This window comes from Sporosarcina psychrophila (genome assembly GCF_001590685.1).
In the GTDB taxonomy this organism is placed as follows: Bacteria; Bacillota; Bacilli; order Bacillales_A; family Planococcaceae; genus Sporosarcina; species Sporosarcina psychrophila.
Genome location: NZ_CP014616.1, coordinates 3,877,276 through 3,899,147, shown reverse-complemented (window position 1 = coordinate 3,899,147; position 21,872 = coordinate 3,877,276). Strand labels below are relative to the sequence as shown.

The 21,872-nt window shown below is 39.5% G+C and carries 15 protein-coding genes and 1 riboswitch; of the genes, 10 read left to right on the top strand and 5 right to left on the bottom strand.

What is annotated here, in order from left to right; translation table 11 throughout:
* Positions 1 to 66: 66 nt before the first annotated feature.
* Positions 67 to 6,159, top strand: coding sequence for a SpaA isopeptide-forming pilin-related protein (locus AZE41_RS18340; protein WP_067212565.1), 6,093 nt, complete (start codon positions 67 to 69; stop codon positions 6,157 to 6,159).
* A 438-nt stretch (positions 6,160 to 6,597) separates the two neighbouring features.
* Positions 6,598 to 9,654 (top strand): hybrid sensor histidine kinase/response regulator, encoded by a 3,057-nt coding sequence (locus AZE41_RS18335; RefSeq protein WP_156476092.1) that lies wholly within the window; start codon positions 6,598 to 6,600, stop codon positions 9,652 to 9,654.
* 50 nt (positions 9,655 to 9,704) lie between these two features.
* Here the strand turns inward: AZE41_RS18335 and AZE41_RS18330 are convergent, their stop codons facing one another.
* The 3 genes from AZE41_RS18330 to AZE41_RS18320 all read right to left on the bottom strand — a co-directional run bounded on the left by AZE41_RS18330 (position 9,705) and on the right by AZE41_RS18320 (position 13,481).
* On the bottom strand, positions 9,705 to 10,844 hold the full coding sequence (locus AZE41_RS18330; RefSeq protein ID WP_067212559.1) for a response regulator: 1,140 nt from the start codon (positions 10,842 to 10,844) through the stop codon (positions 9,705 to 9,707).
* A 787-nt stretch (positions 10,845 to 11,631) separates the two neighbouring features.
* Positions 11,632 to 12,276: a response regulator gene (locus AZE41_RS18325; RefSeq protein ID WP_067212558.1), complete on the bottom strand. Its 645-nt coding sequence runs from the start codon at positions 12,274 to 12,276 to the stop codon at positions 11,632 to 11,634.
* The gene (locus AZE41_RS18320) at positions 12,276 to 13,481 is read right to left on the bottom strand and encodes a sensor histidine kinase (protein ID WP_067212555.1); all 1,206 of its coding nucleotides are present in this window, start codon (positions 13,479 to 13,481) and stop codon (positions 12,276 to 12,278) included. The genes AZE41_RS18325 and AZE41_RS18320 overlap by 1 nt, the downstream gene beginning before the upstream one ends.
* Before the next feature lie 57 nt (positions 13,482 to 13,538).
* Positions 13,539 to 13,620, bottom strand: a riboswitch (cyclic di-GMP riboswitch).
* Positions 13,621 to 14,196: 576 nt separating this feature from the next.
* Here AZE41_RS18320 and AZE41_RS18315 point away from each other — a divergent pair.
* The 5 genes from AZE41_RS18315 to AZE41_RS18295 all read left to right on the top strand — a co-directional run bounded on the left by AZE41_RS18315 (position 14,197) and on the right by AZE41_RS18295 (position 18,025).
* A complete protein-coding gene (locus AZE41_RS18315; RefSeq protein WP_067212552.1) occupies positions 14,197 to 14,802 on the top strand; it encodes a TasA family protein in 606 nt (201 codons plus the stop codon).
* A 161-nt stretch (positions 14,803 to 14,963) separates the two neighbouring features.
* Positions 14,964 to 15,794 (top strand): SipW-dependent-type signal peptide-containing protein, encoded by an 831-nt coding sequence (locus AZE41_RS18310; RefSeq protein WP_067212550.1) that lies wholly within the window; start codon positions 14,964 to 14,966, stop codon positions 15,792 to 15,794.
* A complete protein-coding gene (gene sipW / locus AZE41_RS18305; RefSeq protein ID WP_231885714.1) occupies positions 15,742 to 16,353 on the top strand; it encodes a signal peptidase I SipW in 612 nt (203 codons plus the stop codon). Before AZE41_RS18310 ends, sipW begins: the two co-directional genes overlap by 53 nt.
* A 33-nt stretch (positions 16,354 to 16,386) precedes the next feature.
* The gene (locus AZE41_RS18300) at positions 16,387 to 17,286 is read left to right on the top strand and encodes a hypothetical protein (RefSeq protein WP_067212548.1); all 900 of its coding nucleotides are present in this window, start codon (positions 16,387 to 16,389) and stop codon (positions 17,284 to 17,286) included.
* A 160-nt stretch (positions 17,287 to 17,446) separates the two neighbouring features.
* Positions 17,447 to 18,025, top strand: coding sequence for a class D sortase (locus AZE41_RS18295; RefSeq protein WP_231885713.1), 579 nt, complete (start codon positions 17,447 to 17,449; stop codon positions 18,023 to 18,025).
* Positions 18,026 to 18,136: 111 nt separating this feature from the next.
* Here AZE41_RS18295 and AZE41_RS22905 read toward each other — a convergent pair whose 3' ends face one another.
* On the bottom strand, positions 18,137 to 18,316 hold the full coding sequence (locus AZE41_RS22905; protein ID WP_156476090.1) for an HAD family hydrolase: 180 nt from the start codon (positions 18,314 to 18,316) through the stop codon (positions 18,137 to 18,139).
* 470 nt (positions 18,317 to 18,786) lie between these two features.
* On the opposite strand from AZE41_RS22905, the gene AZE41_RS18290 reads away from it, so the two are divergent.
* Genes AZE41_RS18290 through AZE41_RS22900 form a run of 3 tightly spaced genes read left to right on the top strand, consistent with a single transcriptional unit; the run spans position 18,787 to position 20,730 of the window.
* Positions 18,787 to 19,209, top strand: a complete 423-nt coding sequence (locus tag AZE41_RS18290; protein WP_067212545.1) for a hypothetical protein — start codon at positions 18,787 to 18,789, stop codon at positions 19,207 to 19,209.
* 39 nt (positions 19,210 to 19,248) lie between these two features.
* Positions 19,249 to 20,025, top strand: a complete 777-nt coding sequence (locus AZE41_RS18285) for a hypothetical protein (protein WP_067212542.1) — start codon at positions 19,249 to 19,251, stop codon at positions 20,023 to 20,025.
* 60 nt (positions 20,026 to 20,085) lie between these two features.
* Positions 20,086 to 20,730 (top strand): hypothetical protein, encoded by a 645-nt coding sequence (locus AZE41_RS22900; protein ID WP_067212540.1) that lies wholly within the window; start codon positions 20,086 to 20,088, stop codon positions 20,728 to 20,730.
* A 563-nt stretch (positions 20,731 to 21,293) separates the two neighbouring features.
* Here AZE41_RS22900 and AZE41_RS18275 read toward each other — a convergent pair.
* The gene (locus AZE41_RS18275) at positions 21,294 to 21,866 is read right to left on the bottom strand and encodes a 5' nucleotidase, NT5C type (protein ID WP_067212537.1); all 573 of its coding nucleotides are present in this window, start codon (positions 21,864 to 21,866) and stop codon (positions 21,294 to 21,296) included.
* Between the last annotated feature and the right edge of the window lie 6 nt (positions 21,867 to 21,872).

Here is a 21,872-nt window from a genome sequence, read left to right as displayed (position 1 = left end):
TATGAAAGTTCGAAATGCGTATTATTGGGCGGACAAGTCGAATAACAAACAGAGAGGAGGGATAGCGTGAAGAAGTTAAACATATTTGCCTTGATGTTACTGCTGATTGGGCAAGCTATTTTAGGACCATTGGCTTCCGCAAGTGCAAACGAATTCAGTGAAACCGAACTGAATGAGGATAATCAGATAATTCAAGTTGAAGCTGCCCAGGAAGAAGTGGGGGGAATAGAACCAGAGATAGAACCAGATGAACCAGTAACAGAACCAGAAGTAACTCCTGGTGAAGATGAAGAAGGTGCCGAAAACGAATCTCCAGAACTACCAGAAAATGAAGTGCCGGAAATTGAAATACCGGAAATTGAAGTGCCAGAGATTGATGTACCAGAAGTTGAACCGGGATGTGAGGAAATTGGAGAATCCCCGGAATGTGAAAAACCAATAGAATGCGATGAAACCGATGAACTATTGGAATGCGAAGACTTGGAAAAACTGCCGTTGGTCGAGGAAAAGGGTGAACCAACAGTAATAACCGAAAATATTCTAACGAGTTTCGAATTAAAATATAAGGATAAGGATGGAAATCCAATTGAAAATCCTGGTTTTGATTCACTAATTTCGGTGGGTTACAAGTGGGCACTTGTGAATGACCACGGCTATAAAGCAGGATCCACATTTACGTTCAATCTGCCAAAGGAGCTCGAAGTTTACAACGTCATTGAAAAAGAAGAAATGAAATTTAATGGTGAAACTGTAGGGCATTTCGATGTTAGGCTTGATGGCCAAGTTACGATAACATTCACTGAGTTTATAGAGAGTTTTTCAAATATCTCAGGTGATATTCAAGTTTGGACCGAATTAAGTGAAGATATTATCGTTACTGAAGAAGGAACGATAACAATCACGCCGATAGAAGGTGGAGCTTCTATAACGATCCCTCTTACCTTTGAACCAGGTGGGCCAGCTGTCGAAAAAAGTGGGGTGCCCAATAAAATCTATAACTCTGAAACGATTAAATGGACAGTCGATTTCAATAAAACTCTGAAAAAGATTAATAATGCAATCCTGAGCGACCCAATCCAAGATGGCCAAGAGTTTAAGGAAGGAACTCTAGAACTTTACCATCTCAAAGTCCAATTGAATGGTTCTGTAAGTCTAGGAGAACCAGTGGATCCTAGCAGGTATTCTGTTGGAAAAACAGAAGATGGAAAAGATTTTACAATAAATTTTAATACAGACATCAGCACAGCATATCGAGCCGTATATACAACAACAATTACGAATCATGACCAAGCAATTTTTACAAACACAGCAACGTTATTATCAGATGGCAGTAATGCTGGAGATGCAACTGCAACTGTTAGTGTTAAGAGAGGGAAGCCGTTAGAAAAACGGTCAAGTCACTATGATGCTAAGACGCAAACAATCACATGGGAAATAAAATATAATTATAATGAAAAGGATATTGCTATAGCGGACGCATTATTGAAAGACTTATTCAATGGTAGCCAGGAGCTTATAGCTGATTCTTTTAACGTACAGAAAGTTGCAATCAATGATAGCGGCGGCGAAGGTGTAGTTGAAGAGTTTACAAATTACACTGTTACTCCAAAATCTGAAGACAATAAAAATGGATTTGAGCTTCAGTTCAATGAAGATATCAATTCCGCTTACAAAATCACCTATCAAACAAAAGCAACTGACCGTGTGTTTGACGGAGAAAAAATCATTAATACAGTTAAAACTGGTGAAATATCAAAGGATGCAGGCAGAGATATTAACCAACAAATTCTGTTCAAATCACATGGAACACCCAATTACAAAGACAAAAGAATCGAATGGACAATCTCCTTTAACAACGACAGTCATGAAATGAAAAATGTGATTTTAACAGATGTCTTTACAAATGCAGGACTTACGTTAGATTCTAGTAGTATCAAAATTACAAACAACACCGGAATGTTAACTGAAGGTACCGATTATGAGTTAACAAAAAACGAACAAGATGAGTTCATTATCGAGTTCAAAAAAACAATCAATACTCCACACACAATTAAATATACAACAGCTTTTGATTACGAAAAGCGAGCAGATAAAGGTAAGAATTATTTACAAAACAAAGTAACGCTCAATTGGAAAGACAAAGATGAAAAAGACCAAACAAAAGAAGCGAAATCTGACTTCACCCCAGATGGTTATACACAGTCCAATGGTTTCAAAAACGGTTCATACAATGCCGTGACTCAAGAAATTACTTGGAATGTTGGCGTGAACTATAACCTAAAAACACTTACAAATGCTTCTGTGGAGGACTTCATTCTTGGAAATCAAAAGGTTTTAAAAGAATCGATTGAAGTTCATGAAATGGCTCTCACAGGTGGGGCAAATGGAACAGAAGTGAAGGAATTGATTGAAGGAAAAGACTACTCAACTAGTTGGATTAAAGATGAAAATGGTAATCCAGGATTTGTGGTTAAATTTAACAACGAAATAACTAAGCCGTACATGATAACGTACAAAACAAGCTTGAAAGATTTAGATTTAGTCGAAGCCAAATACGATAACACAGCAACTGTTAAGAATGGCACGGATAAAGAAACAGATCTTACAGCATCCGTTTCAATTCCACACGGTGGAAAATACACAGCCAAATCCGGCTTACAAAATGGGAAAATTATTGATTGGAAAGTCGACATAAACTTTGCCCAATCGAAAGTTTCTAAGGCAAAAGTAACCGATATACCAAGTGCTGACCAAGCAGTTTTGGAAGATTCCATACGTCTATATGCTACGGATGCAGATGAAAAAGGGAATGTTAAAAAAGGTGCATTATTAACGAAAGGCACAGACTATACACTCGATTTCAATGAAAGCCACGATCCATATGCGTTCGAACTTTCATTTATAAATGAAATTAGTGAACCGTATATGTTGGAATATCAATCATTTATTCTAAAAGCACCTGCTAATATTACGAATAAGATTTCATTTACAGGTGAGCATGTTAGAGTAGATAAAACCGAATCTACTAGTACAGTTATTGTGAAGGTAACAGGTGGTATGGGCAGTGGATCGGGTGAACTAGGACGCCTCCAAATAACGAAAACAGATGCGTCAACTGGCAAACTACTTAATGGTGCAAAATTCTCATTGATAGACGAGGATAGTGGAAAAACTATCAAAACTGGAGTTACCGGTGCAGATGAAGATACAGATGAAGATGCAAAAGGAGTCGTCACATTCGACAGATTACTCTGGGGTAAGTACCTCTTGGTAGAAACTGAAGCTCCTGAAGGATACCTTAAAAATAAAGAAGTGATGTCGATTACAATTGATAAGGCATTCGTCGATGGAGATGTAGAAAAAGTAGGGAACGATGAAACTGTTACGAATAAAAAAATTGTGCGAGCTGTGCAATTAGAGAAGGTAGATAGCGAGGATCCTTTAAAGAAGTTAGAAGGAGCTAACTTTGAATTGAAACAACTAGTTGGAGATCAATTCAAGACAATCGGCTTACTGCCTACTGATGAAATGGGAATCATCTATAAAGAAGGTTTGGATCCAGGTGATTATCAATTTATCGAGCGAATTGCTCCGAATGGTTATTTAGTAGATAATACGCCGATTCCGTTTACAATCGGAGAGAACCAACTTGAGGTTGTTAAATTAGACCAGGTAAAAAATAATATTATCAAAGGGGCAGTCGAACTTAAGAAGGTCGACAAGGATAACTCGAAAATCACACTTGGAAATGCAGTATTTGAGTTGCAAGATGCAACTGGAAAAGTGCTTGAACAAGGTTTGACAACAGGTAGCGACGGAAAAATCACTAAAAACGGTTTGAACCCAGGCAGCTATCAGTTTGTTGAAACGAAAGCTCCATTCGGTTATAAGCTAGATCAGACACCAATTCCATTCAAGATCGCACCGTCCCAAAATACAATTCTTGAATTGACGGCAAGGAATGAAATGATCTTAGGTTCTGTGGTCCTCACAAAAGTTGACGAGGACAATTCCGAAACAACATTGAAAGGTGCAATCTTTGAATTACAAGATGCAACAGGAAATAAAATACAAGACGGACTATCAACGGATAAAAACGGTAAAATCACCGTTCTTAACTTAAAACCAGGAGCTTATCAGTTCGTTGAAACAAAAGCACCTGCATACTATCAACTAAATCAACAACCAATAAAATTCAATATTGAAACTGGAGAGACTTCAGTTACAACTTCATTCAATGCTCCAAATAAATTGGTGACAGGTTCAGTTGAATTAAAGAAAGTCGATAAAGATAACGCTAAATTGGTAGTGAAAGGTGCAGAATTTGCACTGCAAGATGCAGATGGGAAAGTACTCCAATCAGCATTGAAAACTGATAAAAATGGTAAGTTACTTGTTACTGACTTGAAACCGGGTAGCTACCAATTTGTAGAAACGAAAGCACCATTCGGTTATGTGTTAGATGAAACGCCAATCACGTTTACAATCAAAAAAAGTAAAACAACAGCTGATGTAAAACTAGTAAAAGTCAAAGCAGAAAACGAATTGAAAACGGGCTCTGTAGAATTAACAAAGGTCGACAATGAAGACCCGACAACTATATTAGAAGGCGCGGTATTCAAACTGCAAAATGCAAGTGGCAAGACGATTCAAAAAGGCTTAAAAACGAATAAAGAAGGTAAAATTGTTGTAGATAACTTGAAACCAGGCAAGTATCAGTTTGTCGAAACAAAAGCACCATTCGGCTATGACTTAGATGCTACGCCAGTTAAGTTTACGATTACCAAAGGCCAATCAAAGATTCTCAAAATTTCAACGAACAATAATTTGACGCCAGGTTCCGTGGAATTAGTTAAAGTAGATAGTGCGAACAAAGAAGTAACTTTGGTTGGTGCAGAGTTTAAATTGCTAGACGAAAAAGGTGAGATCCTCCAAGAAAACCTATCAACGAATACTGATGGGAAATTGGTTGTAAACGACTTGAAACCAGGTAATTATCAATTTGTTGAAACCAAAGCACCTTTTGGTTATGTACTAGATGAAACGCCAATCGAATTCACGATTGACAAAGGTCAAACTGTAGCACGCGGATTGGAAATCCCGAACACAATCATTCCAGGCTCAGTTGAGTTGACGAAGTACGATAAAGACAATGACGGTGCGATTTTAACAGATGTGGAATTTGAATTGCTAGATGCAGAAGGCAAAATGCTCAGAGAAGGATTGGTAACAGATCAAACTGGTAAAGTTGTTGTAGAAGACTTAAAACCGGGTAACTATCAGTTTGTAGAAACGAAAGCACTATTCGGTTATAAGCTGAATGCAACGCCAATCAAATTTACAATTGTCCTAGGACCAACTGCTGTAGAAACAGTAGAAGCCTATAACGAATTATCAACAGGCTCAGTTGAACTTACAAAGCGTCCCGAACATAATGGGAATGGAACACTTACAGGTGCAGTCTTTAAACTGCTAGATGCAGAAGGCAACACGTTGAAAGAAGATTTAACGACGGATAAAGATGGTAAACTAGTTGTAGATAATTTAAAACCGGGTAACTACCAGTTTATCGAGACAAAAGCTCCAACTAATTATATTCTAGATACTACACCAGTAAAATTTGAAATTATTAAAGGTCAGACAGTTACGGTACAGGTAATTAAAACAAATAAATATAATCCGTATTATCCACCGGTCGACCCAGGCAAACCAAGTGAACCAAGCAAACCAGGCGAACCAGGCAAACCAAGTGAACCAAGCAAACCAAGCGAACCAGGCAAACCGAGTGAACCAGGCAAACCAAGCGAACCAGGCAAACCAAGTGAACCAGGCAAACCAAGTGAACCAGGCAAACCGAGTGAACCAGGCAAACCAAGTGAACCAGGCAATCCGGTTGAACCAAGCGAACCGGTTGAACAAGAGAATCCAGGTATACCGGGTAACCCAAGCAACCCAAGCAACCCGAGCAATCCAAGTAATCTAAGCAATCCAAGCAATCCAAGTAACCCCAATCTAGTGATTCCAAGTGAAAAGTTACCACAAACGGGTGAAGCCTTCCCAATTGGCTCAATGGCAGCCGGTATTGGAATGATTCTTCTCGGAGCTTGGATGGTATTGAGAAGAAAAAAATCAAAAAAAACACCAATTGAATTTTCATGACACAATAATGACAAGCAAAACCAGTTAGCTGTTTAGCTGCTGGTTTTGCTTTTTTCTTTTTTTGAGAGAGTATAAAGAGTTCTTTAAGAACGTTGACGTATGATAGAAGTGAAATTGAATTACATACTAATGACCTATTACAATTGATCATGAATTTATTCAATAAGCCATTCATAATTGAAAAACACCAAATCAATGCAAGTATAAGCATTGGGGCTAGCGTATATCCACGGATCCAAAGCTGTTAATCGAGTATGCAGTTTTAGCAATGTTCGATGCTAAGGGGACTACTGGAAATACGTACTGCGAATATAAGCCAAGCATGAATGGATAACAGTAAGAAATGGGTGTATCTAAAACCCATTTAAGATGAATGGATAGGAGAAATAGAGATGAATAAAAAAGGGATTGACCTGTCAAACAGCGAAGACAATTGTCATGAATAAGAAAAAGATGATTGTTGTCGTTGGTATTTTTGTACTTATACTTATCAGTTTCCGGTTTTTATGGATTTATTACAATTTGACAGCGGATTATCCTTACGCTGAAAAAGGGATACTTGACCTTCGGGATATTGAGTTAACAGATAAAAGGGTAATTACGCTAAATGGCGAGTGGGATTTTTATAACAATCAATTGATTGAACCGGGGAGCTTGGAGAAGCACTTAGCGGACGATGAAAAAATAGGGATAACGGTTCCCGGAGATTGGAGAAAAATAATACCTGAGGATGAAAAATCATCATATGAATATGGGACCTATCGTCTGCGTATTCTACTGGATGAACAAAAACAGTTGTTCAGTCTGTATATAAAAGAAATAAGGTCGAATGCTACTGTATTTATAAATGGAGAAAAAGTAATGGAACTGGGACGTGTAGGTGAAGATTCCGAATCAGCAAAATCTGATTTTCGACCAGTTGAAGTGAGTCTGGAAAGCTATGAAACAGAGATTGATTTACTAATACATGTTTCGAACTATAACCCCGTCTATCCAGCAGGCATCACCAAAACGATTAAATTTGGAACATCATCTGCCATTAAAAAAAGTCAACTAGTTTCTTATTTAATGCAATTTACATCAGTAGTCATTCTGCTAATGCACAGCGTTTATACACTAGTCATCTTTCTTTTATTTGGAAGAAAGAAGGAATTAGTTTTTCTTTCGCTTACGTTCCTTTGTGCTGCGATTTCGATTCTCATAGATGATGATAAACTATTGCTTTATTTGTTTCCGGCGATTAGTTGGACGTGGTGGGTGAAGCTGCTTTATCTTTCATATGCAAGCAGTGTTTTTTTTATGTTGCAATTTTTCAAACAGATACTGATGGAAAATTCAATTCATAAAACAAGGATATCTATTCCGTTCAAGGCGCTTACAGTTTTGTATCTGTTATTTGTCATATGTGTGTTACTAGATTATAAGATGATGATCGCTCCATTGTTTAGGGTTATTATGTTCTTTATACCGGCGATTATTCCTTTCACTTTGAGTAAAGTGGTAGCGCAAGGCAAGGCTTACGCAATCTACTTTCTACTTGCGACGATTAGCATTGCCTCCAGTATTTTATGGGGATGGATTAAAAATCATGCTTTTTCGACATTACCCTACTACCCATTTGAAATCATCATTGGTGTTATTCTTTTTGCAATCTATTGGTTCAAACGTTTTTTCCAAGCAACAGATGAAAGTAAGGAACTGACTGTGAAATTACAAAAAGAAGTCAAAAGAAAAGATGACTTTCTAGCGAATACATCTCATGAATTAAGAAACCCTCTACACGGAATCATGAATATTACCCAAACGATTTATGACAGTGAAAAGGATAACTTGACTGAAGAAAACAAGGAAAACTTACAAATTCTGATGTCTGTAGGTAGGCGTATGTCAATGATTCTGAATGATCTTCTTGATATTACTAAACTGAAGGAAAATGGCATTAGATTACAAGTTAAAGAAGTGGACCTCTCATCAGTTGTATCGGGTGTATTTGATATGCTCCAATTTTTGAAGGAAGGGAAAAACATTACATTTAGGCAAACGGGGCTTGAGACATTTCCGAAGGTAGAAGCTGATGAAAATCGTCTTTTTCAAATACTATTTAATTTAGTTCATAATGCGGTGAAGTTTACAAATGAGGGAGAAATCATCGTTTCTGCAGAAACCCAGAACGACATGGCTGTTATTCATGTGCGTGATACTGGTATCGGTATAGATGAAGAAACAATGAAATCTGTTTTTCAGCCATACGAGCAAGCAGACCCCAAGATAACAGCATTTGCAGGCGGAATTGGACTGGGACTGAGTATTTGCGATCAGTTAGTTAAATTGCATGGAGGATCGATTAATGTCAAATCGACTGTGGGAAAAGGGTCTACGTTCACTTTCACATTGCAGATTGCCTCGCAACAAAAGAGAATCGCTACTAACGAGTCTATACGACAGGTTATACCGGAGATAGCTAGCGGGGATCAGAAGACCACGGACCAGTTTATGAAAGAAGAATTGCCATGCATATTAGTGGTAGATGATGATCCGCTTAACTTAGCGATTGTCGGGCGAATGTTGGTAGCTGAACAATTCGATGTTGTTACATGTACAAGTGGAAAAGAAGCATTGGTTTTATTGGACAAAGGAAGATGGGATCTCGTTATATCGGATGTAATGATGCCAAATATGTCTGGTTACGAGTTGACACAAAAAATAAGGGAACGCTTTCCGATTTCGGAACTTCCTATTTTACTGTTGACAGCCCGTAGTCAATTAGAGGATATTCAAACCGGTTTTCATTGCGGAGCCAGTGATTATGTTACTAAACCCGTAGAAAAACTTGAATTGGTGACACGCGTAAAGGCCTTAACCGATTTGAAAACATCGATTGGCGAACGAGTACGAATGGAGGCTGCGTGGCTGCAGGCACAAATTCAGCCTCATTTCTTATTCAATACGTTAAATACGATAGCGGCACTTAGCGAGATTGATCCACCCAAAATGGTGGAGTTGCTAGATAAGTTCGGGAATTATTTGCGTGCTAGTTTCGCAAGCCATAATTTAAATCAAGTGATCCAACTAGAGACAGAATTAGAGCTCGTTCGTTCCTATCTGTTCATTGAACAAGAACGTTTTGGGGATCGATTGAATGTAGAATGGGAGATGCGTGGGATACCGGCTATTCAAATTCCACCGCTTTCGATTCAAACAATCGTAGAAAATGCCATTCAACATGGTGTCTTAAAACGACCAGAAGGCGGGACTGTCCAAATAAGAGTGCTAGAACAGAAGGACTTTATAGAAATTATAATAATGGACGATGGAGTAGGAATACCCGAAGAGAAATTGAAGAGTCTGCTAAACTACCATACAGAAGAACAACGAGGAATAGGCTTGCTTAATACAGACAAACGGCTCAAACAGCAATTCGGAAGTGGAATTGACATAACCAGTGTACTAAATAGGGGAACGACCGTTACATTTATCGTTCCCAAAAAAGAATAACACACGAAAAACGCCGCTGCCAATTCAGGCAGTTGGCGTTTTCTGTTTGATTACGTTATAACGAGGATCGATTCATAAAGTTCATTTGTTGCACGTCCTGGTAAAATGTCGAGATCCTCCAATAATTGTTTCTTGAAGTCATGGTACACCTTAATGGCATCCCCTCGGTTCCCAACGTCAAGGTGGTAGTGCATAAGTTGCTGTAAAACATGTTCGGAATATGGATTATAGTTGAGCAGAATCTGTAAATAATGCTGTTTTTTATGTAACTCCTCATTCTTAGAGTAATAATCAATCATCTTTTGGAGAAGCTGCAACAGTTTTTGACGCATACTTTGTGTTTTGGCTGCGGCCCATTCATAGCCGTTCTTATCCATATAGTCGCCGCTATATTGCTGAACTACATGTTCGAATACCTGAATAGTATCATGATCCACGTCAGTATAATCAGCTAATACCCGCTCCAGTTCAATCGCATCGCATTGGAATCCATGTAGCTCCAGTGCATAGCATTGATCTGAAAAAGTTAACGAGCCTGGGTAGCCCACAGAATCCAACATTTTACGCAAATGCGAAATTGACGTATGGAGTTGAATCTTAGCCTTTTGGTATTCGCTCTCCGGCCAAAGCAAATCGATAAGAGAGTCTCTGTTCATAGACGTATTTAGATGTGTAATGAAAACAGCAAACAGTTCTTTTACTTTTGCCGTTTTCCATTTGACAGGTTCCTCTTGGCTGAAGACAGTAAACTCATCAAAACAGAAAATTTTCAGGGAAGGAGAGGTATCTCGTTCATTTACTGAAGATTTATCACTCAAAAGCAGCTGTTCTTGAAGACGCATCACTGTTTTTTCGAGGCGCTCTTTCATAATAGGCTTCAATAAATAATCAATCGAATGCAATTCAAAAGCTTGAATCGCATAATCCCGATAGGCAGTCACAAAGACAATATATACATCTTTTTTCCCTTCTTGAATGAGTTCAGCTAAATCCAATCCGCTAAAGCCCGGCATTTCAATATCCAAAAAGGCCACTTGAAAATCAAGGTGCTTCATTTCCTTTAAAACATTAGGTGCATTTGAAAAAGTTTTAACGACTTCGACAGTACCTAATTCATTTAACTTGTTCTCTAAATGTTTCAAAGCCAACTGCTCATCATCGACTAATATTGCACGTATGACGAGAATCACCTTCTTTCCTGAAAAGAAACGCTTTCTTTCTATTATCTCAAGAGTGTCAAAGACTTGCAATATTTAACAAATAACTGTTTGGCAAAGAGTGTAAGGAAACATGTCAGGAGTTTCACCCGGTTAAATATAAATTATTGAGGCCTACTTGGAGGGTATCTGGTATCGGAGCTGTTTTGATAAAAGGCTATGAAACAAATTAGTTGTCTGAGTCGTTTCGGATTAGACTGGGTGACTGTCACCCAGTCTAATAGTCGCGCGGCCAATCATATATCCCGCCACCCGATCATAACCGCCGGGCTGCCGATCATATATCCGGCCTACCAATCAAAACCGGCGGACTGCCGATCATATATCCTGCAAACCAATCAAAACCGGCGGACTGCCGATCATATATCCTGCCAATCAATCAAAACCGGCGGACTGCCGATCATATATCCCGCTAACCAATCATAACCACCGTTCAACCGAGCATATATCCCGCCAACCAATCAAAACCGCCAGGCTGCCGATCATATATCCTGCCAACCAATCAAAACCGCCGGACTGCCGATCATATATCCTGCCAACCAATCAAAACCGGCGGACTGCCGATCATATATCCTGCGACCCGATCATAACCGCCGCGCTGCCGATCATATAACTTGCGACCCGATCATAATCGCCCGGCTGCCGATCATATAACTCGTCAACCGATCATAACCTCCGCGCTGCCGATCATATATCCCATCCGACTCTCCGCAAATAGAGAATAGAATCACTAGAACTATATTTAGCACTAAACAAACATTCAATTCACACTATACGCCACCAAGCCCTTAGCATTGGCATACAATGCCGCGTTTGTCCTGTCGGCAAGATCTAACTTTGCTAATACCTGACTGACATGTTTTTTTACAGTAAACTCTGTAATATATAAAGCCTGTGAAATTTGTTTATTTGAATGGCCCATCCCGAGTTCGAGTAATATCTCCTTTTCCTTCGGTGTTAGCTGTTCGATATGCCTATCATTTTCAAAAGGGCTTTCCTTCGATTTTATCACCAAATCAAACACCCCTGGATCATAATACTTTCTACCTCTGCCGATAACTCCCAGGGCATGTATCAGTTCTTCAGGTAATGCCTCTTTTAATATATAGCCATCCACCCCTATTTCTTTTGCCTGTTTAAAGTCGTGCTCTTCCGTCGATGAAGTTAGCACAACGAATTTACAAGTTATTCCTTGTTGTTTCGCTTCTGTAATTAATTCCAAACCGGATTCATTTCCCAAGCGAAGATCCACTATCGCCAAATCAGGTGTAGTGTCATGGAATAGAGTTAGCGCGTCCTTTCTATTTGCTGCTTCACCTAGGATTTCAATTGCTCCATCTATAGTAAGGATAGATGTTAATCCTTTTCTTACTAATGGATGATCATCGACAATAACAATTTGCATTAGCCACTCACCTGGACCTTCTCAAGTATTTTTGCGGTTGGAATTTCGATTTGTATTTCTGTCCCTATCCCGTGTAATCCACTTATCAAAAACGTTCCTGCAAAAGTACTTACAAGACGTCTCATATTGAAAAGACCGATTCCTTTTTCCTGTTGGCCTTCGGATATGTGCGAATTAATTCCGATTCCATTATCGCGAATTTCTAATATAGTTTTCTCGTCCAGTATAGATAATCTGAGTTCAATAGCCGTGGACTGGCCATGGCGAACGGCATTTCCGCAAGCTTCACAAATAATTCTATAGAGTGCTTGTTTTAGTTCGCTTGATAGTAAAGCTTCATCACCCGTTATCTGATAATCAATTCGTATATCACTTAACCGTGCGTACTCGTCAAAATAGTTTTGCAGCCAAACTTGAAAAGATTTTTCGCCATTCTTCGTCGAGTTGAGACCGTATATTGTCGACCGTAGTTCCTTTAATGTAGTGTTGGCAGATTGTGAAAGAAATTGATATTCATCATTCAACTCAGTACTTGTCATACTTTTACTTTTTGTTTGTAAACTATGCAGAGAATAAACAATACCGACCAATCTTTGCGAAACACTGTCGTGGATTTCATTGGAGATACGATTTTGTTCCTTACTTACAATCATTTGCTCCTTCATTGAATCTGTATGAATTCTTTCGAGCATTATTTCACTAAGTTCGACTAAAAACTCAAAAGGGCGATTGAAGAGTAATGTTTCTCTAGCCTCACTTGAACCGGAAATCTTAACGCCAATAACGCCGATAGTAGTGGAGGTTCTAATGACTTTCATCCCGTACCAATCCTCGTTAATCTTACTGACAAACAGTTCATTCTCCAGACGTATAGTATTCCATTCTTTTTTTAGGCCAGTTTCAATATGGGGATTACTCGTAGAAGATGCTAGGTAGCTATTTTGATGATTTACATCCGTTAACCAAAAGAATGCTTCATCACTATGTGTAAGCTTGATGATAGATGCTATTATTTCTTTCATTATCATTTGAGGGCTTGAATTATCCATTAGGTGGAACAGTGATATACTGTGCTCCAATGTAGCTAGATACATATCATTCGTTTCGATGTTTTTTGGGGGGACGCGTGCTTTTCCTATATAGAAATGGGGAGTTTTCTTATGGCACCTTTTTAACATAATAACTAGAGTTTTTTTGATTTCCACTTTTACTCCTCCTCATGGCATAATAAAACCTGACTAAATTGAACATATTGTCCAAATCTAATCAGGCCGGTTGCACCAATAACTCCATACATCCAAGGTGCCCATATAGAGGATGTATTTCACAGTTTCCGTTAATTATATTCTATTTTATAGTTCAGTATAACCAAGTTCCTCTAAATATCACGTCGCCTCTTGCGGTTGAAGAGGTTCTTTTTTTTTGTTATTAACTTGTATTTTGACGAATTAAGACTTTTCAGTTACTTGTTGCCTATCAGTAAATCAATAGTAAAGGTTACTTCTATAAGATAGAGCTATTCATCGAAGTAGAAGTGAACTGGTACGAAAGTGCACCGACTCTACACTAAGGTGGAAAACCGGGGTAGACAAACGATATCAGAAAATCACTCTTTAGAGTGAGGATGCCCGCAAGGAATACTCCTATACTAAAAGTAGTTACAAAAATGGTAACGAGCCGAAAAAAGCATTGGAGGAGATTTCCATGAAAAAGTATGACACCTACTAAAGGGGTGTCAAGGATCACAACAGCTGCCAAACTATGAAAATGGTGCATGCAATCAAGGCTACTTTATCAGGTGAAAATGAACTCATACCTTAGATCGAAGAAGAAAATAATTTCTTCCAAGTCGCAGGGAAGAACAAAGAACAAGCATTCAATAAAAGCGAAAAAATACAAACTAATTGGAGGAAATTAAAAATGGGTATTAAACAGAAGCTAGCAATGGGTATCGCAACTGGGGCATTGGCTGTAAGTATGATCGGTGGAGGAACATATGCTTATTTCAACGACGTGGAAATAAATAATAGCGTTTTTGCAGCAGGTACATTGGATATTAATGTTGCAGGTAGGGATGCGGAAAATGCAATTATTAATGTAGTCGATATAAAACCAGGGGATACAATGACGCGTTATTTTACGCTGAATAACACAGGTAGCCTAGATGTATCCAAAGTATTATTGACATCGAAATATGAAATTATTGATGTAAAAGGCGATAATGCAGGAAGAGACTTTGGTGAGCATATTAAAGTTCAATTCCTTGTAAATAATGATAAAGGTAATACAGTTATTAAAAATACTACCTTAAAAGCACTTAAAGAATCTGATGTTACGGAGAGAGACTTATTGGCCTGGCTTTTTGCTGGTAAAGAAAATAATGGACTAAAGGCTAAAACATCCGATAATCTTGAAGTTAAATTTGAATTTGTTGATGATAAAAAGGATCAGAATCATTTCCAAGGAGATACTTTAAAGCTTGAATGGACATTTGATGCACAGCAGACAGGTCCTGAAAAGAAATAACATATATCCGGGGAGGAGAGCACTTCTCCTCCTTCCTTTTATTTTATCAAACAGCCAATGCTCTTCCTTATATATATTTCTCAACATATAACTTAATTTTATGTTTTGAGTAATATATTTAAGGAAATTCCAGTGATGAAAATTCGAAAGGTGGGATCAGGTTGAAAAGCAAGCGAAGGCGCACACGTAGGAAAAAGCATCACGGCCTATTTCTGTCTTTCAAAATAGCACTCATATGTTATGTAGCCATTTTTTGCATCAGTTATATGTCGTCTGACACGTCCGCATATCTCAGCAGCCAGTCGGAAGTCTCCCAGACAATCACTGCCGGTACATGGCCAGTTCCGGTTGTTCTCATAAATCAATGCGGCGAGGAAATCGAAATTGATGCTGTAACGGGCGAGGAAATCAAGATCGATCGCGAGAACAAAGTTGATAAGCCTAAGGAAGAAAACGATAAGGACGCGGTATCGGGTGAGGAAACCGAAGTCGACTGCCTAGACAAAGATGATAAGACTAAGGAAAAAGAAGAGCAGGATGCTGCACCAAGCGATGTCGATTGCAAGCGCGAAGATGATAAGTCTGTTGGAGAAAACGAACAGGATGCTGTATCAAGCGAGAAAATAAAGGCCGACTGCAAGAATATAGATGATGAATCAAAGGAAGAAATTGAAAAGGATAAGGTCATAGAAGGTGAAGATGATAAAGCAGATTCGGATGCTAACAAAGAGAACGAGCAGCAGAAGCCTGAAGATGACGGTCAAAAACAGCCGGACGTCAAGGATGGATCTGTTGATGAATCTACTGAAAAGAAACCGGATGAAAAGGATTCTGTAGAAAGTAAGGCTCCAGAAAATAACTCTGAAACAAAGAATGAAGCTGAAGTGAACGCTGTCGTAAAACCAGAAAATAACACAAAGAAAGTAGAAGGTGATACAAATGAGAGAGAAGAAATTAATGAAAAAGAAGAAACGAATGAAGAGGATAAGTAGCATCGTCTCAGGCATATTGATGGTTCTGCTGATTAGTGTAGCTTCCATAGTGGTCATCACGAAAATTTCAGGCGGTGAGCCACAGCTTTTCGGTTACCAATTAAAAACAGTTCTGTCGGGGTCTATGGAGCCTGGAATCCTAACGGGTTCAATCATCTCCGTAAAACAAGCTGTAGATAAAACCAATTTTAAAAAAGGTGACGTCATTACATTCCAAGAAGCAGAAAATATTTTGATCACACATCGGATTACTGAGGTAGTCAAAAGTGGAGACTCCGTACTTTACCGGACAAAAGGCGACAACAACAATGCAGAGGACATGAATCCAGTTATGTCTGACAATGTGGTAGCGGAGTACACTGGTTTTACAGTGCCTTACGTAGGGTACTTCATTAACTTTACCCAGTCGAAGAATGGTGCTTTTTTGCTATTAATACCTGGATTCCTGCTGCTACTCTACTCGGGGTTTACGATTTGGAGAGCACTTGGAGAAATCGAATTGGCTCCGAAAAAAAAGGTGAATATAGTGGGGGAAGATGGCGGAGAAAGTTCTTCCTGAATCGATCGCTAAGATATGTAAGGAGGCATTACCATGAGTAAACTGTTTCGAGTTTTCCCGATTCTTTTATTAATAAGCGGAATATGTTTCTTTCCCGTTACGAGCGTATTTGCAGATGGTGAAGACAACGCGGGCAAGGATGATATAGACATCAGCATTTCACCAAATGATACGTTATTTGAAATCAGCAATATGAAGCCTGGTGACTGGGCGCCTCGGACCATTACAGTCCAAAACGTAGGTAGCAAAGATTTTGCCTACCAAATGCAGTTAGAAAACAGTGGAGAAAAAAAGCTGTTCAACGAGCTACTGCTGGAAATAAAAGTCGACGGCAAGGAATTGTATCAGGGCAAATTGGCTGCATTTAAATCTCTGCCCGCAAGAAAACTTACACGCGGCAGCGGGGAGAATCTGGACATCACTATTCGTTTTCCGGAGCACCTTGGAAATGATTTTCAAGGCCTTGGGGCGGCATTTGTTTTCACTTTTACGGCGGAAGGAAGAGATAACCCGGGGAATGGAGGAGGCGATAACCCAGGGGACGGAGGAAGCGATAACCCTGCGGAGGGAGGAAGCGATAACCCTACGGAGGGAGGAAGCGATAATCCTGCGGAGGGAGGAAACGATAACCCTACGGAGGGAGGAAGTGATAACCCTGCGGAGGGAGGAAGCGATAACCCTGCGGAGGGAGGAAGCGATAACCCTGCGGAGGAAGGAAGCGATAACCCTGCGGAGGGAGGAAGCGATAGCCCGGCGGTTCAAGTCACAATACCAGGACAGATCGACAGCGGCGTTCCAACAACAGCCGGGTTCAACTTGCCTGCCACGTCAACAAATATATTTAATTTGATGTTAGTTGGTTCTGTACTTGTGGCAGGTGGAATTGTGTTGATGATCATCAGACATTACAGACGGATGAAGATAGCTCAATAGCCACGTAAATGACTCAAATGGCTAATTGGTTAAAGAGAAAATTTTGAAAAGCTGCCTGTGCATGGCGTATCGTGCCTTGGTAGCTTTTCTGTTTTTCGTCAAAACTGAAGTGAATATGAGATGAATCAACACATCCTTTATTAGCTGGAGGTGATGTAATTTGCTGAAAAAAATGGCTGTGTTTTTGCTGGCGAGTGGATTATTTTTCATTGGCTACGCCAGTGTGCAGCTAAAATCCGCACAGCAGTCGGAAAAAGCCGCACTGGTTCAGGCAAAGGGGGAGTTGGAAAAACAAAAAATAAAGTCACCCCAGCTTGAGTCATCCCATCCCGACCTGTCTTTTCAGAACGGTCAAACAATCGGCATCCTGCAAATTCCCATTATCCAAAAAGAGCTTCCCATTGTGGAAGGGACGGATGACGATGCTTTAAAGCAAGGCGTTGGTCACTACACAGGCACCGTTTATCCCGGGCAAAAAGATCAAATTCTGTTATCGGGACACAGGGACACCGTGTTTACCGGATTGGATAAATTGCAAAATGGCGATACAATCATTATGGAAATGCAGCATGGTACCTTTACATATGCCGTTGTGGATACGGAAATTGTAGATGCAAATGATACAACAGTCATCCGTTCTACAGCACCGGAAGAAGTGCTGACTTTATCCACATGCTATCCATTTCGGTATATCGGCAATGCACCGCAACGGTATATTGTTTATGCGATACCGAAGTGAAATGAGTACCTACTAAACTTCATTATTCAAAAAAAGCATTGAACAACAAAGAAATCCAGCCAAGTTCACAAATGGCTGGATTTCTCTATGTCTAACACCTAAAAACGATCCCTATTTCTTCTCACCAATCAGCAAACCAAACAATTCCGACCAATCAGTAATCCGTGGGAAATCCAGATGTCGATTATACGACTGGATTTTGACGAACAATTTAAGGGGATGATTCCTCAACGTCTCAAGAACCGCAGGCTTGTCATCGAAATAATAGTCTTGGTTTAAATGATTAATCATATTGACTTTCACGGCTGTTGATTAACCATTTATTTGCATGAAATTCTGGTGAGAAAACTTGTTACTGTCAACAGGAAAGCCATTTTCAATCATCCACTCAATTGTACGTTTGCGATGCATATCGGCTCTTGCTGTTGAGGAGGTTCTTTTTTGGTTATTAACTTGTATTTTAGTGAATTAATACTCTTCAGTTATTTACTACCCATCGATTAATCAGTATACAAATTTACTTCTATAAAATAGAGCCAATCATTGAAGTAGAAGTAAACTGGTACAAAAGTGCACCGACACTACACTAAAGTAGAAAATCGAAGTAGACAAACGATACCAGAAAAGTACTCTTTAGAGTGAGGATGCCCGACAGGAATACTCCTATACTAAAAGTAGTTACTAAAAAGGTAACAAGCCGAAAAAAGCATTGGAGGAGATTTTCATAAAAAAGTATGAAATCTACTAAAGAGGTGTCAACGATGAAAAAAATTCTTGGGTTTGTTCTGGTGTTTACTCTCTTAATAGGCGCAGGAACCATTTATGCAAGTGGCAATCCAGGACAGAACCTTTCCCAATGGTATAAGAATGCATTCCATAAAGAAAGCGAAAAGTTAGGTGCAGCTACGGCTACCGGTTTGATAATGGTTTTTAAAGAGGTTAATGTTTTTGTGAATGAATCACAAAAAAGCATTGATGATGCATTGGCAAGTTTCCGTGACGATAAGGTGAAAGAAGCGGAGTCCGGCATCGAAAAGTATCAGGCTGACACGATAAATAGTCTGAACGCTACGGTTAATAAACTTGAAAACGTAAACTTCAATGATTATGTGGACAAGCAGAATATTGAAGCACAAATTGATCAGGAATTCGAAAAGATGGTAGAAGACGTATTTAGCGAATAAGCACTCATACAAACCAATATGATAAAAGGGGATAATTAAATGTTCAAAACAGTAAAAGGTAAAGTAATCGCAGGAGTAATGGCAGTAGCACTGGTATCAGGTGGCGGGGCAGCATTGGGTGCAACAGATGCTGGAGCTGGTTTGAAAAGCTGGTACGATGGACAATTTAAAAAATCAGAAAGATCGATTGCCACGGATACGTTGAAGCATTCTGCTGCTGGATTTAGCGGCTTTGCAGAGAATGTTAAAGGCCTGAAAACGGGTGCTACAAAAGGCATTAATGAAACGCGAGATACTGAAACTAATGATGCTACAGGTGGAATCAATAAAGAAGCACGAGACTACATCAATTCGATTAATGCTAAAAAAGCTGAGATACAGAACAATATAGATAGCGAATTTAAGAAAATCGAAGATAGTGCTAACAGGGCCTTAAATGCGACGGGTAAAGGAGCTTTGGCGCTAGCTGAATTTGATTTAAAAAGACATACTGGTAAAGATGGGGCAGCAGCTCTAGCTCATTTAGAATTAGAAATTGAAAAACAAACAAATAAATCGATTGGTGAACTAGAATGGGAAATCAGAACTACAAAGTCCTTCTTACAAGATAAACTAAATGAAAAAAGCGGAGCTACCATCGCTGAGATTAATCGTTTAGTTGACGTCGAAATCTCTAGGCTACTCGGGCTTATTACCGAGAAAACTGATAAATTAGTTGCTGATCAACAAGATCTTATTGTTAAAAAAGCAGACGAGTTAGAAAGTGCTGCCAAACAAACGTTAGAAGCAAAAGTGATTGAATTTATGAATAAGTAATCACGCTCAATAAGGACCTGATTTCTAGGGGTCCTTATTGCTTTAAATGGAGGTATAAATATGTTGAATAAATTCAAAAAATATAATAGTACATTCAGTTTTAAAAAGGTAGGTATATTACTCGGTGCCCTCATGTTAACGATTGGCCTTGGAAACGGAATGAATATGGCTTTTGCGGGACAGGGTATTGATAGTCTATTGGCAACTTGGTTTGCAAGTGAAAAAGATAAAGCCATTGAGGATATAGATAGGGCAATTGAAGAAGAAATAGCTTCTCTCTCAAAAGAGTTAAAAGTAGCAGTGGAGAAAGAAAAGCAAAGAGCCGAGGAGGACTTGGCGGCATTTACAATTAAAGAAAAAGATCTTCGGACACGAGCATTGAAGGAACATGCTGCTACTTTAAAAGCGAAAATAGAAATTGATCTCACTAAAGAAAAAGAGGCAATCATTGCTGAGCTGGATGCGAAACAAAAGCAAGCCATCGAAGACTTGGAAAACCCAGCCGTTCCAATCAAGCCAACACCAAAACCAGAAGTAAAACCGGTACCAGCTCCAGAACCGGGGGCGGAAGTGAAACCGGAACCAACTCCAGAACCTGAATTGGAGATAAAACCAGTGTTGCCATCTGAATCGGAAACAGAACCGAAATCCGAGCCAGCATCTGAAGCGGAAACAGCGCCAATAACGGAGCCGACTTCAGAATAACTTGCAGGCGCGGGTCAGTGCCAATGAACCCCTGCAAATCAGACGCAATCAAGGTCTATTGAATGACAAAAATCCAGCCAAGTACGTTAATGGCTGGATTTCTGTATGTTTATCACCTAAAACTATCCCTATTTCTTCTCACCGATCAAAACCGCCCGTCCGCCGATCATATATCCCACCAACTGATCAAAACTGCCGCGCTGCCAATCATATATCCCGCCAACCGATCATAACTGGCGGGCTGTCAATCATATATCCCGCCAACCGATCATAACTGGCGGGCTGTCAATCATATATCCCACTAACCGATCATATATCCTGCCAAGCGATCATAACCGCCACTAACCGATCATATATCCCGTCAACCAATCATATACCTCATCCGACTCTCCTCGATTGGGGAATTGGGGGACACCACCAGTGTTGCCATCTGAATCGAGTATAGAAACGAAACCCGAGCTAGCAACAGAACCGGAAACAGCGGCACCAATTGAACAACAAAAAAATCCAGCCAAGTTCACAAATGGCTGGATTTCTCTATGTCTAACACCTAAAAACGATCCCTATTTCTTCTCACCAATCAGCAAACCAAACAACTCAGACCATTCATTAATCCGAAGAATATCCAGATGTCGATTATACGACTGGCTTTTGGCGAACAATTTAAGGGGATGATTCCTCAACGTTTCAAGAACCGCAGGCTTGTCATCGAAATAATAGTCTAGGTGCAAATCCTTGATGATGTTGACTTTGTCTTCATCTTTCATGCCGTAATAAAACTTATCTTTGTCAACAGGAAACCCATTTTCAATCATCCACTCGATTGTACGCTTGCCATGCACGTCGGGTCTCGCCGTAATATAATAAATTTCATGTCCTTCTCTATCCAGCCTTTGTAAGGTTTCCACTGCATCTGGATAGGGAGGACAGGATGTGAAATAGATTTCTTCCAATGAACGATTCCACATTTGATTGCCTTGTTCAGCAGTCATGTCAAAAAGCTCATGAATTTCAACCTTATCCAGTGCGTGGAAGAGATCTACCGCCACTGTCCGATTCAACTTCTTGTTGTAAAGTTGAAAAGCATGTTCCCTCAAATTAATCAACGTATCATCTATGTCAAAACCGAATTTCATTTTCCA